Source organism: Glaciimonas sp. PAMC28666 (assembly GCF_016917355.1).
Taxonomy (GTDB): Bacteria; Pseudomonadota; Gammaproteobacteria; order Burkholderiales; family Burkholderiaceae_D; genus Glaciimonas.
Genome location: NZ_CP070304.1, coordinates 1035065 through 1050394 on the forward strand (window position 1 = coordinate 1035065; position 15330 = coordinate 1050394).

The window sequence follows — 15330 nt, forward strand, 5'->3', positions numbered from 1 at the left end:
TTTCCAGATTGCTGGCACAGCTTCCAGGCACCTATACCGGTTTCTTCGAGCGCACCGGAATGTGTTCTAATACATTGCGATAAAAAGTGGCACGTCGAATTTTCGCTCGCGCAATGACGGCCCTTCAGCCGCAAGACACGCGAGCAATAAAATAATATTCGCGGAAGCGTTCTTCGCGTATCGTGCGGCGCAAGTCGCAATCGTGTTGGCGACAATCCGCAGATTGATTGAGATCGGGTCTGAGACACCCAGCCGCTTCAAGGGCACATGCGGCGTGCGATTGAAGTCGGAATATCAGTCATTTATAACAAAAAATAATTACGACAGGAGTATCAATATGAACTTTAGCATTCCAGATGACTTGCGCGCTTTGAAAGAAAAAACGCGGCGCTTTATTGCAGAAGAAATTATTCCGATGGAGGCCGATTCACGTCAAACACCGCATGGCCCAAGCGCAGAGCTACGGCAAGAACTCATCGAAAAAGCCCGTGCGCATGGTTTACTGACGCCGCATGCATCAGAAAAAATGGGTGGCCTTGGCCTGTCTCACTTTTCCAAGGCGATTGTGTTTGAAGAGGCCGGTTACTCACCGCTGGGGCCGGTCGCATTGAACATCCATGCACCTGATGAGGGTAACGTTCATTTGATGGAAGTAGTCGCCACGGAAGCCCAAAAAGAACGCTGGCTCAAGCCAATGATTCAAGGCCTTACACGATCCTGTTTTGCCATGACAGAACCGGAAGGCGCTGGCTCCGACCCGCAAATGCTCGCTACTACAGCAGTACTGGACGGCGGCGACTACGTAATCAATGGTAGAAAATGGCTTATCACCGGCGCGGAAGGTGCAAGTTTTTCGATCATTATGGCAAAAATGGAAGACGGTTCAGCCACCATGTTCCTGACCGATACCGACCGGCCCGGTTTTATCATCGAGCGTGCCATGGACTCTCTGGATAGCTGTTTTGCAGGCGGCCATCAAGTTCTGCGTTTCGACAATTTGCGCATACCCGCAACTGATGTGCTGGGAGAGATTGGCAAAGGATTTCGTTACGCTCAAATCCGGCTCGCCCCTGCACGCCTGACGCATTGCATGCGCTGGCTCGGCGCTGCGCAGCGCTCCCACGATATTGCCTGCGACTATGCGCGCAAGCGCCTATCCTTCGGCAAGCCGTTGGGCGAGCATCAAGGCGTTGGATTTATGCTTGCCGATAACGAAATGGATCTGCACACAACACGATTGGCGATCTGGCATTGCGCCGACGTACTTGATGGTGGCGGTCGCGCTAACGTCGAATCCAGTATGGCCAAGGTCATCAGTTCCGAGGCAATCTGGCGTGTAGTTGATCGCTGCGTGCAGATTCTTGGCGGGCGCGGGGTCACCGGAGAAACAATCGTCGAACGCATTTTCCGCGATGTCCGGGCCTTTCGTATTTATGACGGTCCGAGCGAAGTGCATCGGATGAGTCTGGCTAGAAAAATAATGGCGCGGTCACCGGAGATTTGAATGGCTATTTCCACTACCGTAACGACACAATCCATTACCGGTATTTTTGATCTCAGCGGACGCGTTGCGCTGGTCAGCGGTGCCTCCAGCGGTATTGGACGACATATGTCATTGACCCTGGCAGCTGCGGGAGCTGAAGTGATCGTTACCGCGCGCCGTATCGATCTGCTGCACGCGCTGGTGGCCGAGATCGAAGCGGCGGGCGGGAAAGCCCGTGCCATCGCACTAGACGTCACGCGCCGTCAGTCGGTGCAAGCTTGTCTGGATACCGCCGCCGAGGCCTGTGGTCGACTCGATATCGTCGTCAACAACGCTGGCGTCAGCAATACCAAAAATGTTCTCAAGTATGAAGATTCCGAATGGGACGCCATCCTCGACACCAATCTCAAAGGGGCCTGGATATTGTCACAGGAAGCCGCTCAGCGCATGGTAGGTTTCAACCGTGGCGGCAGCCTGATAAACGTCACTTCAATTCTCGCGGACCGCGTTACTGGAGGCGTCGGGCCTTACTGTGCTGCCAAAGCTGGATTAAGTCATCTCACCCGATCAATGGCATTGGAATTGGCGCGCTATGCAATCCGCGTCAACGCGATTGCCCCGGGCTATATCATGACTGAATTGAACGAAGAATTTCTCCGCAGCCCGGCAGGTGAACAGCTTAAATCCCGCATACCCTCGCGCACCTTTGGTGAGTGTTCCAGTCTGGATGGCGCATTGCTACTGCTTGCTTCCGAAGCAGGCCGTTATATGACCGGCTCAGAAATCGTGGTCGACGGCGGCCACTTATGTAGCGGTTTGTAACGCGCTATTTGAATGATATAGAGCGCAATTGATACGGTTAAATCAATAATTTTTTGTTGCTCTTATGTTGGCGAATCGAATGTAAATGAATCGTAATGCGAAGATAATCAGCAGCTCTTAAAAACAGGGTTGACTGCCATGCCATCGGTGTTGCACACTGATCTCGCGTAAAAAAATAAGATTCATCAGCGCAATTTTTCATCCTCAAAAACCCTGTTCGGCACTCCACGGAGAAGACATGAGACTCAAACCAAAAACAAAAACTTTAGCGGCTACGTTCGTCACCCTGGCTGCAGCGGCGATGATAAGCCCCGCCTCAGCCCAAATTTCAGGTGATGTGGTAAAGATCGGCCTCATTACCGACTTATCCGGCGTCTACGCAGATATCGACGGACCCGGCGGTGCAGACGCAGTACGTATGGCAATTGCTGATTTTGGCGGTACGCTGGATGGCAAAAAGATTGAATTTTTGGTAGCCGATCATCAAAATAAAGCCGATATAGCGGCCAGTAAGGCACGCGAATGGTTTGATCAGCAAGGCGTTGACATGTTAATCGGTGGCAGCAATTCAGCTACCAGCCTGGCGATGGCAAAGGTCGCAGCCGAGAAGAAAAAGCCATTTATCGCTATCGGTGGTGGTACCGCCCGTCTGACCAATGAAGAATGTACTCCCTACACCATTCATTACGCCTACGACACTGTGGCGTTAGCCAAAGGCACCGGCTCAGCAATCGTCAAGCAAGGTGGCAAAACCTGGTTTTTCCTCGCTGCAGACTATGCATTTGGCGCATCCCTGGAAAAAGATACTTCAGCGGTTGTAAAGGCCAACGGCGGCACCGTTTTAGGCGAAGTCAGGCATCCCCTTTCGGCGTCTGATTTCTCCTCATTTATGTTGCAGGCTCAGGCATCCAAAGCACAGATCCTCGGCCTTGCGAATGCCGGTGGCGATACGGTTAACTCGATCAAGGCCGCTAATGAGTTCGGCGTGACCAAGACGATGAAACTGGCTGGCCTTCTGATGTTCATCAACGACGTTCATTCGCTTGGTTTGAACTTAACGCAGGGAATGTATCTGACCGACGGTTGGTATTGGGATCAGAATGCGGAAAGCCGTGCATGGTCTAAGAAGTATTTCGCCAAGGAAAAGAAAGAACCATCGATGCTCCAGGCCGCAGATTATTCAGCAACCATGTTTTATCTGAATGCGGTCAAGGCCGCCGGTACCGACGACAGCGATAAAGTCATGGCACAGATGCGCAAAACCGAAGTCAACGACTTCTTTGCTAAAAACGGCAAAATCCGCCCGGACGGCAGCATGGTGCATGATATGTACCTGATGCAAGTCAAGACCCCAGCCGAATCAAAATATCCATGGGATTACTATAAAGTAATGCAGAGAATTCCTGGCGATCAAGCCTTCACCACCAAAGCCGAATCAAAATGCGCATTGTGGAAATAACTCTGCCTTTGGCGTTCCGGCCACAGATCAGGTAGCAAACCGGGATGACTGCAGGTCATCCCGATTTTTTTATAACGCTGCGCTGTAAATTGCATGGGCATCAGCGCGGGTTACTTCGCGGGGATTATTCCCCAGCAGTCGTGTTTGCAGCATCGCCTCATCCGCGAGACGATCAAGATCGGCCGCCTTAATGCCGACTTGTTGCAATCGCGTTTCGATCCCTAATTGTTGTGCCAGCTTCGTCATCGCCGAAATCATTGTTTCTGCGCGCGCTTCCGCGCTACCGCGAGCCGCCGGTGCGACGATATCGGCGAGCTCCGCGTAATGGTGCGCCGCCACTGGCGCGTTAAAACGCAAAACATGCGATAAAACCAGCGAATTGGACAATCCATGCGGAACATGAAATATGCCACCAATCGGGTAAGCCAAAGCGTGTACCGCGCCCACCGGCGCATTGGCAAACGCTTGTCCGGCCAGCAACGCACCTAGCAACATAGCTTGCCGCGCCGTCAGATTGCGACCATCCTCACATGCTGACAAAATATTATTCCACAACAAAGTCAACGCCTGCCGCGCCAACATATCCGAAAGAGGATTTTTCTTGATGCGGCTGGTGTACGCTTCGATCGCATGCACCATCGCATCGATCCCGGTAGCGGCCGTAATATGCGATGGCAACCCGAGCGTGAGCTCCGCATCGAGGAGTGCCAGATCGGCATAGAGCTGGGGTGCCACCACGCCCATTTTTGTGGTCTCGCCAGTGGTCACAATGGCAATCGGCGTCGCCTCTGATCCGGTCCCTGCAGTTGTCGGAATCTGCACCAGTGGCAGGCGGTGACCACTTATATTACCGATGCCATACATGGTGTGAAGTGCTTGCGTACCGCCCGCCAATACCGCTATCAGTTTGGCAACATCCATGGAACTGCCGCCACCCAGGCCAATCACCAGCTCAATCTCATGCTGGCGTGCAAATTCCGCGGCTTGTAGCACCACCGCCTCAGGAGGATCGGCCACCACGTCGGAAAAAATCTGCACCGTCAAACCCGCACTTTGGAGGTTGGCAACAATTGGAGTCACCAAACCGGTCGACAGAAATCCGCTATCGGTAACAATGAGCAGGCGTTGCGCTTTGGGAAAGCGTTGCTTCAATAGTGCGCCCAGCCGTTGGCTCGAGCCAAGCTCGGAATGGACGTGCGCTACAGTATCAAAACTAAACGAATTATGTACGTCGGATGGCATCATGATCTCCTATTTGCAGACATTGTAGCAATCGCAGCGGCGCAAAACCGCTGGGGATAGTGGTGCTTGGAATGGTCCGCGACAAATTATAGTCTGCTCGGGCACCAACACGGGCTAGCCTCAACTTTACGACAAAGTTGATGCGCTGCATAAAGCGAGCAGATCAAACCAGAAAAAACCGCTAACCTGAAACACAAAAGCTGCGGTTGCAGAATGGTTCCGCAGCCGCAGCAATCTTGTTTCACAAAAAATAGTACCCCAATTCAACTTATCGGTTCACAACGGCCTTAGGCATTGTCATCATAATCGCAGCAGCGATCACCAACGAGAGGGCAATAAGGTACAAGCCGATATCAGTACTATGCGTCGTATCCTTAATCCATCCAACCAGATAAGGACTGACAAAACCGGCAAGGTTTCCGACTGAATTAATCAGCGCAATCCCTGCCGCGGCTGCCGCTCCACCTAAAAACGCGGTTGGTACTGCCCAGAACTGACAAAGCGCTGCCAAAATGCCGACTGTCGCCACGGTCAGTGTCAAGACCGCCAGGATCGTATTTTGCGCGTAGAACGTACTGAACAACAGACCCACCGCACCGAGAATTGCAGGCAACGCAACGTGCCAGCGGCGTTCCTTCATACGGTCAGAGCTACGGCCAATGAATACCATCGCTATCGCGGCGGCACCGTATGGAATCATGGTCAACAAACCAACATCCAACGCATCAGTAACACCCGATGCCTTGATCAAGGTTGGCAACCAGAAACTGATCCCGTAAAGGCCCATCACGATACCGAAATAACCGGCGCACAGTATCCATACCCGTTTGGTCTTGAAAGCACCGAAAGCGCTATGGACTTCCAAATTACCGTGATCGCCAGCGATATTTTTTTCCAACAGCGATTTCTGTATCGGTGAAAGCCAATTAGCCGTACTAATCTTATCGTCTAAATAAAAGAACACTGCAATACCGGTTAACACGGACGGAATGGCTTCCAGCAAAAATAACCATTGCCAGCCCGGGAGCCCACTAACATTATCAAACCGTTTTAAAATCCAGCCGGATAGCGGTCCACCGACAACGCCGGCAATCGGAATACCGGTCATGAAAAGTGCGGTTATTTTTGCGCGCCGTGCAGCCGGATACCAATAGGTCAAATACAAAATGATGCCAGGGAAAAATCCCGCTTCGGCAACGCCTAAAAGAAACCGCAGAAAATAAAACACAACAGGCGTTTTGACGAAAACCATCGCCGCAGCGACGATGCCCCAGGTAATCATGATCCGGGCAATCCACTTACGTGCACCGAACTTATGAAGTGCAATATTACTCGGCACCTCAAAGATAAAATAACCAATAAAAAATATCCCAGCCCCCAACCCATAGACGGTTTCGCTAAACTTTAAATCAGACAACATTTGTAGTTTAGCGAAACCGACATTGACACGGTCCAGATAGGCGAAGACGTAACATATGAAAAGGAAAGGAATGAGACGCCACGTCACCTTCGCGTAGGTTTCTTCCTCAAAGCTTTGCTCTTGTGCGGCATTACCGGTTGCTGTTTTCAACATCGTACTCTCCATATAATTATTGTATGGCGTGACTCGTGGTTACACTCTGCCCAGCTGACTGGATCGCCCATTTTATTTCGGCTGATGTCTCAGAACGTTTCACTTGACCGCTTCGTGATTATGCCGGTATTCGCTATCTTTAGATGGAGTTTATGCTTATTTTATTAAAAACCTTTTCCTCCGAAATAACTTTCCTTACCATAAGGCTTTTTTTAGATGAAAGCAGGCGGATACGCTGTGCTGTCTCATCACTATAGTTTATTCTCTGCAGTACTTCGAGAGTAGACCTACGGGACGCTCAGATCAGCAACGCCATCAAGGGCATGGTAAATTTACTCAGCAAGCGCAACAATAGTAGACAAAAAATAAACTTTCCTATTCGGGCAAACGGGCCGGGATCGTTTTCGGCTCGGTGCCACCATCTTACGAAAGAAATACTCCTATGTTGTTTGATCTGACCGATTTGCGCTTATTCATCTACATCGCAGAGCTGAAAAGTCTCACCCGTAGCGCCGAGCGAATTCATATGTCTCTGGCTGCCGCCAGCAGTCGCGTCAAAGAACTAGAAGCCCGCTTTGGCATGCGTCTGATTTATCGAGAGAACAAGGGGATTTGCCTGTCGCCTGCAGGAGAAACTTTTTTGCATCACGCCCAGCAATTTATGCAGCAGGTAGAACGGCTGACCAGTGATTTGCAGCAATACAACAATGGGATTAAAGGACATATACGGATTTTTGCGAACACCACTGCGGTGACAGAGTTTATGCCGGAAGTGCTGGGGGCTTTTCTGGCCAAATACCCACATGTCAACATCTCGCTGGAAGAGCGACTCAATCAGGGCATTTTGCGGGGGATATTGGAAGGCACCGCCGACATCGGGATAGTTGCCGGACCGATTCACAATCAAGGCCTGGAAATTATTAATTTTTCGACCGATCGTCTGGTGCTGGTGACGGCAGTGAATCATCCACTTGCCGCAACCGAACACATCACTTTTGCGGAAACGATCCCTTACGAACAAATTGGTTTGTATGAAGGTAGCTCGCTGCAACACTTTCTGAATCAAATCGTCTCCGAAAGCGGAAAAGCCCTGCGTTTGCGGATTCAGGTACGCAGCTTCGAAGCCATGTGTCGGATGGTCGAAACCAACGTCGGTATCGCCGTCATGCCGCAATCTGCCGCGCTGCGTCATAGCCATACCATGCAACTGTCTATCGTTGAATTAGATGAACCGTGGGCCGTTCGGGAGAGAAGTATTGTGGTGCAGAAGCTGGATATTCTTCCGCTTTACGCGCGCGAACTGGTTGATTTTATCCAGGCATCCACCTTGTCGAGAAATGTATCTTAAGAACAATCTATCGCAAAATTATTATGCTGGCTTTCGAAGCAGATCCACACGATGGGGAGCATAAAATCTGGCACCCTCCCCGGTCATATAATGTGAAAATTTTTCGCGCACCGCGGCAAGTACATCGGGTGACAGTTGATGATCCGTGTGAGTGGCGTTAATGACGTTTTTTTCAAACTGAGGAAAGTCTCGAAATCGTACCAAGCTCTTGAAAAAGAATTGCTCGACCATCTGGAATCCACCCGATTGAATCGCCTCCCTGGTCGCCGAAAAAGCCGCTTCGCGAACCATCTTCTCATCGTGAAACAACCGCATTATCTCGTTATAGTCGCCCGCAAAAATCGGTTCAGATATATAGACGAGACCACCGGGCACTAATACGCGATAAATTTCGGCGAATGCCTGAGTCAATTTTTCGAGTGGCACATGATGCAAGGACTTGAACAAAAAAACGATGTCAAAACTGGCGTCATCGGCAGGGATCTGCTCTGCGCCGCCAAGTGCGAACCGCACGTAGGGCAAATCCGTCAGCGCGGTGTTCTTGCCGTGTTGACGAACGTCTACCTCTAACGCCAGGACAGATGCAACCTGGCCGGCTGAGGCAATAATGCGTGTTTTAGCTGCGTTCCCACACCCCAGTTCCAGCACACGCGCCCGCGCAAGAGGTAACGCCTCGAATATCTCGCGTTCGTCACAGATCCGCGTGATAGCAGAACTGGTGATCTCCATAACTGCTCCTCATTTTTCCAAAATTAAACCCTGCCTGGGCCAGGCCCGGAACACCGTACCGCGAAGCCGAATTTCCGGACCATGGCGCCGACTATCTATAAATCAGGTTAGGAAGCCATAACGTTATCTGAGGCAAATAAGTAATCAGCACCAGAAATACTAACATCGTCAGCAGCCAGGGCAGAACCGCCTTCGTCAACTCAGTAATCCCCATTTTGGTAATACTAGAAGCCACATATAAGTTTAAGCCCACCGGAGGATGGCACATACCGATCTCCATATTAACGATCATCATGATGCCGAAATGGATCGGATTAATCCCAAGCTTCATCGCGACCGGCACTAAAATCGGTGCCATGATCAAAATAATTGAAGACGGCTCCATGACATTTCCTGCCAGCAACAGCAACAAATTGACGACCACCAGAAACCCGACCGTACCAAGCCCCATATGTAAAATGGCTTCCGTTAAAGCTTGTGGCACATTCTCGGAGGTCATCAAGAATGAAAACAGCGTGGCATTGGTAATGATGTATAACAGCATCGCAGACATGGCGGCCGAATCCAGCAAGACCTTGGGGACGCCTTTCATGGTCATGTCTTTATAGACAAAAATCGATACCAGGAAAGCATACACCGCGCTCATTGCCGCCGCTTCAGTGGCCGTAAATATACCGCTGAAAATACCACCGATGACGATCACCACCAAAAACAAACCCCACGAGCAATCCCGGAAAGCATCCCAACGTTCACGCCAGGAAGCTTTTGGTAAGCGTGGATAGTTGTTCTTCCGCGCGATATTCCACGTGGTCAGGCACAGCATCGCGGTGAGGATCAGTCCCGGCACCAAACCGGCAATAAATAACTCACCAATCGAGGTGTTGGTCGACACGGCATAAATCACCTTAATCACCGAAGGCAACATCAAAATACCCAGTGCGCCCGAAGTAGCGATCACACCAGCGCCGAACTTTTTAGGGAACCCCTGTTTAACCATTTCCGGCAAAACTACCGATCCAATTGCCGCGACGGTGGCGACACTCGATCCGCATACTGATGCGAACAGTGCACAGCCGAGAACCCCAGCAAGGCCAATTCCACCATGCCAATGACCGACTAGTGTCGTCGCAAATCGAATCATGCGCTTGGCCACTCCGCCATGGGTCAGGAAAGTACCGGCTAATAAAAAGAACGGAATTGCCATGATCTCGAAATTCTCGATACCAGTGAATAATTTTAGCGCCACCGATTCAATCGGGACGGTGGTCATCGTAAACAGGAAAGTCAACACCGTTAAGCCAAGCGAAATCGAGATCGGCATACCGGTCAGCATTAACGCAAACAACAGAACAAAAATAATTAATGCGTTCATGCCTTGCCTCCAACGTGATCTATATCGGCAGCATCTTCAATACCTTCAACATGTGCGTGGTCGTGTTTTGGCAATTCACCGTATTTCAAAAATTGCCACGTCACTTGCAGAAATCGGAACGACATCAGGTAGGAACCAAGCGGCACCGCCATGTATACCATCCACATCGGAATTTCCAGGTCTGCAGAAACCGAATCGGTATGCGCGATTCCCCACACAAATTTGGCTCCCAGAGTCCCGACAATTCCGGTAAATAAAGCACCTGCCAGCAAGCCGAAAGTGATGAATTTATTGCGCCAGGGAGTATTTAATTTATTAATCAATACATCGACACCCACATGAATACCCACGCGGACACCGTAGGCCGCGCCGAATTTCGCCATCCACACAAACATATAGATACACAACTCCTGCGCCCAACTGGTATTGATTTTTATTAACTCATCCTGAAGCCACGGAATCGGCAAGCCCGATGCATAGCGATGCACCACAGCGAGAAAAATAAGAATGGTCGCCATCGCCATCAAGGACGCAATCAGCCACTCTTCCAGGCGATCGAGGAATTTCATGGAATCTCCAAATACATCAAAGGGAAACAGACGTTATGCACGTCTTTTAGAATAATTTACACGCTGATAAAATAAGCCACCCCGAGAATGTTTTTCGGAGCGGCTATTGCCATGCGTCGTCAGTATCGAGACTGGACGTGACTTTTTTTTAGTTGGTTATTTAAAGCCCATGGCGGCAGATTCCTTGTTCACCGAAGCGATCAGCTCTTTTCCAATGCGACCTTCCATCTGCTTCTGGACCGGGAACAGGGCTTTGCGCCATTCGGCCTTTTCTGCGTCAGTCAATTTGTAAATAGCGGTCTTACCGGCTTTGCGAATCGCTTCCAGCGCCTTATCATTTTCTTCTTGTGCAATCGTGTTGGCGTACTTGGTTGCCTCTTTCATGGCAGTTTCCAGCTGAGCCCGAATATCGGCAGGCAAGCCATCCCAGAATTTCTTGTTAACCACGACCGCATAGCCAATATATCCATGGTCGGATACGGTCAGATATTTTTGGACTTCATACATTTTCTGTGTGTAGACATTTGACGGTGTATTCTCACCGCCGTCCACTACGCCGGTCTGGAGTGCCTGGTAGACCTCAGAAAATGGGAGCACTTGCGGGTTGGCGCCCAACGCACGCATTTGTGCGTCCAAAACCTTGGATGACTGAATACGTATTTTTAAGCCTTTAAAATCCGCTGGTGTTTTGAGCGGCTTATTCGCCGTCATGACCTTGAAACCATTGTCCCAATAGGCCAGTCCCGTGATCCCTTTGGGTTCCAGTTTCTTAAACAGGTCTTTACCAATCGGACCGTCGGTCACGCGCGTCAGGACGGCGCTACTTGGAAAGATGTACGGGAGATCGAACACTTCGAATTCCTTGACGCCAAGCGGGCCAAATTTAGATAGCGATGGCGCTAACATCTGGACAGCGCCCAATTGCAGCGCCTCTAGTTCTTCTTTATCTTTATACAGCTGGCTGTTCGGATAAATCTCAACTTTTACGCGGCCATTGGTGGCTTTTTCTGCCAACTCTTTGAAACGTTGGGCGCCTTTTCCTTTTGGCGTGTCCTGCGCAACAACATGGCTGAATTTGATAATGATTGGCGCTTGTGCGGAACTTTGGGCCAACGCGGTGGTGCAAAAACTCGCAGCAGCGGCGAGTGCCAAAAATAACGTTTTAGTTTTCATGAATGTCTCCGGATTAACGAAAAAATAGGCTATTCAAAGACAGCCTTTAATATTTTTAACAAAAAGTCGCCATTTAAATTTCCATCAAAAACGGCGACCAGGATAGCAACCAGCTAAAAAATAGGTAAGAATTATTGGTCCAACGCATTCAAAATTTTCTCTGCTTTCAGAATGACCGGTCGATCGATCATCTTTCCATCGAGCGCTACGGCCGCGCCATCGGCCAGAGCTGCAGCTTCCAGCACCCGTCTGGCCCAGGCAATATCTTCCCGACCGGGCGAAAATCCGGCATGCACTGAGGCAATTTGCTTCGGATGAATACAAAGTTTGGCGCCAAAACCCAAACGACGTGCCCGTACCGTATCCGTCTGTACGCTTTCGGGCTCGTCGATTGCAGTACTGACGCCATCGACCGGGGCGGCAATTCCAGCGATACGTGAGGCTAGCACCAGTTGCGAACGGAAATAAAGCAATTCTTCGTTGTCCCCGTCGATGCCCAAATCAAGCTGAAAATCAATTGAACCAAATAACAATCGATGAACTCCTGGCGCTTGGGCGATTGCATGCACGTTCCAGAATGCCTGTGCACTTTCGATCAGCGGCAAGATAATCGCGGCACCGGCAGCGGCAACTAACGCAATATCTTCGACACGTTCGGCCTTTGGCAACACGATGCCTGCTACGCCCGGTAACCTGCAAAGTGCCAAATCGTCCCTAAACCATTCAGACTCAGCGCTATTAATCCGAATGAAAACCGATTTTTTTGCTGTTAGCCATGCAATGATCGCGGCCCTTGCTGCCGCCTTCTCCGCAAATGGAACGGCATCTTCTAAATCGATGATGACGACGTCGGCACCCGCCCTACAAGCTTTATCAAAACGATCGGGGCGATTACCGGGAACAAAAAGATAGGATCGAGGAATAGAAAGAGCCATATTTTATGCTGAAGGAGGCATTAAAAAGCGTTCAATTTTATGGATATCGGCCATGTGCCACATTTTCTCAAAAATTGTCTGCATCTCCGATGGCGTAGCCGCGTTACCGAAGGCCGCCAGTCGCAGCGCCTTCTGCTCAAGCTCGGGACGGCTCAGAGTGTTGCCCGGATCACCTTTCGGCTCATCCACGCGTCCCGACAGCGTGCGCCCGTCCGCGGTCTCGACGGTCACTTTGCCAATCCAGCGCACCGGATAGGCGCTATCGACCTCAGTGTCCAGCGCCATTTGCACCTTGTTGCTGAACGCCACTACGCGGGCGTCATTGAAATATCCGTCGAATTCACTTAAGCCTGCGACCCGAAACTGTGCAATCAATCCCAACACGATTCCCATTGAGAATTTAGCCTGATGTACCGTTTGCGGATTAACTACCGGACCTAACACATCAATTGCGCCCTGATGAACATGCGCGGTAACGCGGACAATCTGTTCCGGATCGAGATTATGCTCCGTTATCACCTGGAGCAACGCATCTGCGGCCGGATGGGTATGGCGACAAGAAGAATGAAACTTGAACGACGTTTCTATTAAGGCCCAACGCTCGCCCAACCGGTCGACCAGTTTGCTCGGATCAGCATCCGACGACATCCCGGCAGCCATCCCTTGCGGACCTTCCAAAATGCGCTGCGCGCCGGTAAAACCTTGTTGCGCAAGATAGGCTGACATCAACCCATCCGCTGCCGCCTTTGCGGTGTGCAACTGTTTCGAATCGGCCGCATCGCGCAAAAATTCCCACAATCCCGCGGCTTGCGTGCCGGCCGAACCAAAAGCATGCAACATTTGTTCGGGCGTCAATTTCAACAGCCTGCCGACTGCAGCGGCGGCAGCTACCGTACCCGCCGTGCCAGTTGTATGAAATACTTTGTAATGCGAACGCCCCAGAAACTCGCCAACCCGAATTCCTACTTCATAACCAACGACTACTGCGGTCAAAAGATCGCGTCCGGAGCAACCGATAGATTGCGCTACTGCCAGCACTGCCGGAAAAACCACAGCAGCGGGATGAAATACCGAACCGTTATGCACGTCGTCCTGTTCGGCGAAATGCGATGAGGCTGCATTCACCATTGCTGCGAACAGGGGCGTCGTCTGCCGCCGCGAAATCAGCACTTCAGAAGCGCCGGTCACTGGCCCCATTTGTTGTGCAAACCAGTCTATCGTTTCGACCGCGCGTGCGCCCTTACCGGCAAGCGCAGACCCGAACCAGTCGACAAATAAATCTGCAGCGCGCATCAGCACCGGCTCAGGAATGCTCTCGAAACGTAAATTCGCGGCGAAACTGGCGAGCGCCTTACTCGGATGATCGTTCATGAAATGGTGCTTTCTAAGATGGAGGATCAAATGGATTGATCGAATGGCTTAATCAAATAGCGCAACTAAATAGCATTATTCGCATGCAGACTCGCAACGGCGGCTGCGTCATACCCAAGTTCTGCCAAAATCGCGTCGGTATGCTCCCCCAGCGCAGGCACCGCATCCATACGTGGCACGTACGTATTCGGTACACCGGGCGGCAACAGAGCGGGAACTTTGCCTGCAGGCGTATCCACATCGACCCAGCGCCCACGCGCCTTGAGTTGCGGATGTCGCCACAAATCGTGCATATCATTCATGTGCGCGTTGGCGATGCTGGCAGCGTCAAGCCGAACAATCACCTGCTCCGCCGTCAGTGGTGCGAACACGTCCAGAATAATCGCGCGCAATTCCTGCCGTGCTGCGGTGCGCCGTGAATTGGACGAGAACCGGGGATCAGCGGTGAGATCAGGCTGAAGCAAGACTTTATCGCAAAACAGGCCCCACTCACGTTCATTTTGCAGACCCAGCATCACCGTTTTGCCATCACCGGTGGTGAACGGCCCATACGGATAGATCGTCGCATGGGAGGCACCGGCACGTGGCGGCGGTTCCGCGCCGTCAAACGCGTAGTAAAGCGGATAGCTCATCCATTCGACCATGCTTTCCAGCATCGATACATCGATGCTGCATCCCAGACCGGTCTTGCCGCGCTGAATCAAGGCGGCAAGTATATTTGAGTAAGCATAAGAACCGGCTGCAATATCGGCAATGGAGCACCCGGCCTTGGCTGGCTCATCGGGCGAGCCGGTAACAGAAAGAAAGCCTGATTCACTTTGAATTAACAGGTCGTAAGCCTTCTTGTCACGATAAGGCCCGTCCGCTCCATAGCCGGAAATATCGCACACGATCAAACGTGGAAATTTTTCACGCAACGCAGCATACGATAAACCGATGCGTGCCGCCGCACCCGGTGCCAGATTTTGTACCAGGACATCGGCGGTCTCCAGCAGTTTCATCAGGATATTGTCGGATTCGGCGTGCTTTACATCTAGCGTAAGACTTTCCTTGGAGCGATTGGTCCAGACAAAATGGGACGCCAGACCATGCACGCGCTCATCATAAGCGCGGGCGAAATCGCCAACGCCGGGACGTTCAATTTTGATGACGCGGGCGCCAAGATCCGCGAGTTGTCGGGTGCAGAACGGCGCCGCGATGGCGTGTTCCAAGGTGATAACGGTAATACCATCAAGTGGACGCATGCCGTTCTAC

The 15330-nt window shown here is 51.2% G+C and carries 13 protein-coding genes; 4 read left to right on the forward strand and 9 right to left on the reverse strand.

The window, feature by feature from the left end; translation table 11 throughout:
* The first annotated feature begins 337 nt into the window (after positions 1 to 337).
* The 3 genes from JQN73_RS04350 (at position 338) to JQN73_RS04360 (ending at position 3764) form a co-directional block, all read left to right on the forward strand.
* Entirely contained in the window at positions 338 to 1504 is a 1167-nt protein-coding gene (locus tag JQN73_RS04350; RefSeq protein WP_205321914.1) for an acyl-CoA dehydrogenase family protein, read from the forward strand.
* Positions 1505 to 2305 carry an SDR family NAD(P)-dependent oxidoreductase gene (locus tag JQN73_RS04355; RefSeq protein ID WP_205321915.1) on the forward strand — a complete coding sequence of 267 codons (801 nt, stop codon included), beginning with the start codon at positions 1505 to 1507 and terminating at the stop codon, positions 2303 to 2305.
* A 301-nt stretch (positions 2306 to 2606) separates the two neighbouring features.
* On the forward strand, positions 2607 to 3764 hold the full coding sequence (locus tag JQN73_RS04360) for an ABC transporter substrate-binding protein (protein WP_205323178.1): 1158 nt from the start codon (positions 2607 to 2609) through the stop codon (positions 3762 to 3764).
* 69 nt (positions 3765 to 3833) lie between these two features.
* On the opposite strand, the gene JQN73_RS04365 is transcribed toward JQN73_RS04360, so the two are convergent.
* Positions 3834 to 5006 (reverse strand): iron-containing alcohol dehydrogenase, encoded by a 1173-nt coding sequence (locus JQN73_RS04365; protein WP_205323179.1) that lies wholly within the window; start codon positions 5004 to 5006, stop codon positions 3834 to 3836.
* A gap of 268 nt (positions 5007 to 5274) precedes the next feature.
* Positions 5275 to 6579 carry an MFS transporter gene (locus JQN73_RS04370; protein ID WP_205321916.1) on the reverse strand — a complete coding sequence of 435 codons (1305 nt, stop codon included), beginning with the start codon at positions 6577 to 6579 and terminating at the stop codon, positions 5275 to 5277.
* A 442-nt stretch (positions 6580 to 7021) separates the two neighbouring features.
* Between JQN73_RS04370 and JQN73_RS04375 the strand changes: the two genes are divergently transcribed.
* Positions 7022 to 7927 carry a LysR substrate-binding domain-containing protein gene (locus tag JQN73_RS04375; protein WP_205321917.1) on the forward strand — a complete coding sequence of 302 codons (906 nt, stop codon included), beginning with the start codon at positions 7022 to 7024 and terminating at the stop codon, positions 7925 to 7927.
* 21 nt (positions 7928 to 7948) lie between these two features.
* Here the strand turns inward: JQN73_RS04375 and JQN73_RS04380 are convergent, their stop codons facing one another.
* From JQN73_RS04380 to JQN73_RS04410, 7 genes are all read right to left on the reverse strand, one after another.
* Positions 7949 to 8656: a class I SAM-dependent methyltransferase gene (locus JQN73_RS04380; protein ID WP_205321918.1), complete on the reverse strand. Its 708-nt coding sequence runs from the start codon at positions 8654 to 8656 to the stop codon at positions 7949 to 7951.
* Positions 8657 to 8747: 91 nt separating this feature from the next.
* The gene (locus JQN73_RS04385; protein ID WP_205321919.1) at positions 8748 to 10028 is read right to left on the reverse strand and encodes a TRAP transporter large permease; all 1281 of its coding nucleotides are present in this window, start codon (positions 10026 to 10028) and stop codon (positions 8748 to 8750) included.
* Positions 10025 to 10597, reverse strand: coding sequence for a TRAP transporter small permease (locus JQN73_RS04390; protein WP_205321920.1), 573 nt, complete (start codon positions 10595 to 10597; stop codon positions 10025 to 10027). The genes JQN73_RS04385 and JQN73_RS04390 overlap by 4 nt, the downstream gene beginning before the upstream one ends.
* Before the next feature lie 156 nt (positions 10598 to 10753).
* A complete protein-coding gene (locus JQN73_RS04395) occupies positions 10754 to 11770 on the reverse strand; it encodes a TRAP transporter substrate-binding protein (protein ID WP_205321921.1) in 1017 nt (338 codons plus the stop codon).
* A 131-nt stretch (positions 11771 to 11901) separates the two neighbouring features.
* On the reverse strand, positions 11902 to 12705 hold the full coding sequence (locus tag JQN73_RS04400) for a CoA ester lyase (protein ID WP_205321922.1): 804 nt from the start codon (positions 12703 to 12705) through the stop codon (positions 11902 to 11904).
* Positions 12706 to 12708: 3 nt separating this feature from the next.
* Positions 12709 to 14076 (reverse strand): MmgE/PrpD family protein, encoded by a 1368-nt coding sequence (locus JQN73_RS04405; RefSeq protein WP_205321923.1) that lies wholly within the window; start codon positions 14074 to 14076, stop codon positions 12709 to 12711.
* A 65-nt stretch (positions 14077 to 14141) separates the two neighbouring features.
* On the reverse strand, positions 14142 to 15320 hold the full coding sequence (locus JQN73_RS04410) for a CaiB/BaiF CoA-transferase family protein (protein WP_205321924.1): 1179 nt from the start codon (positions 15318 to 15320) through the stop codon (positions 14142 to 14144).
* Positions 15321 to 15330 lie beyond the last annotated feature (10 nt).

Excerpts from the sequence above, each read along its gene's own strand:
- JQN73_RS04350 (WP_205321914.1), top strand. The coding sequence starts at position 338 with ATGAACTTTAGCATTCCAGATGACTTGCGCGCTTTGAAAGAAAAAACG.
- JQN73_RS04355 (WP_205321915.1), top strand. The coding sequence starts at position 1,505 with ATGGCTATTTCCACTACCGTAACGACACAATCCATTACCGGTATTTTT.
- JQN73_RS04360 (WP_205323178.1), top strand. The coding sequence starts at position 2,607 with ATGATAAGCCCCGCCTCAGCCCAAATTTCAGGTGATGTGGTAAAGATC.
- JQN73_RS04365 (WP_205323179.1), bottom strand. The coding sequence starts at position 5,006 with ATGCCATCCGACGTACATAATTCGTTTAGTTTTGATACTGTAGCGCAC.
- JQN73_RS04370 (WP_205321916.1), bottom strand. The coding sequence starts at position 6,579 with ATGTTGAAAACAGCAACCGGTAATGCCGCACAAGAGCAAAGCTTTGAG.
- JQN73_RS04375 (WP_205321917.1), top strand. The coding sequence starts at position 7,022 with ATGTTGTTTGATCTGACCGATTTGCGCTTATTCATCTACATCGCAGAG.
- JQN73_RS04380 (WP_205321918.1), bottom strand. The coding sequence starts at position 8,656 with ATGGAGATCACCAGTTCTGCTATCACGCGGATCTGTGACGAACGCGAG.
- JQN73_RS04385 (WP_205321919.1), bottom strand. The coding sequence starts at position 10,028 with ATGAACGCATTAATTATTTTTGTTCTGTTGTTTGCGTTAATGCTGACC.
- JQN73_RS04390 (WP_205321920.1), bottom strand. The coding sequence starts at position 10,597 with ATGAAATTCCTCGATCGCCTGGAAGAGTGGCTGATTGCGTCCTTGATG.
- JQN73_RS04395 (WP_205321921.1), bottom strand. The coding sequence starts at position 11,770 with ATGAAAACTAAAACGTTATTTTTGGCACTCGCCGCTGCTGCGAGTTTT.
- JQN73_RS04400 (WP_205321922.1), bottom strand. The coding sequence starts at position 12,705 with ATGGCTCTTTCTATTCCTCGATCCTATCTTTTTGTTCCCGGTAATCGC.
- JQN73_RS04405 (WP_205321923.1), bottom strand. The coding sequence starts at position 14,076 with ATGAACGATCATCCGAGTAAGGCGCTCGCCAGTTTCGCCGCGAATTTA.
- JQN73_RS04410 (WP_205321924.1), bottom strand. The coding sequence starts at position 15,320 with ATGCGTCCACTTGATGGTATTACCGTTATCACCTTGGAACACGCCATC.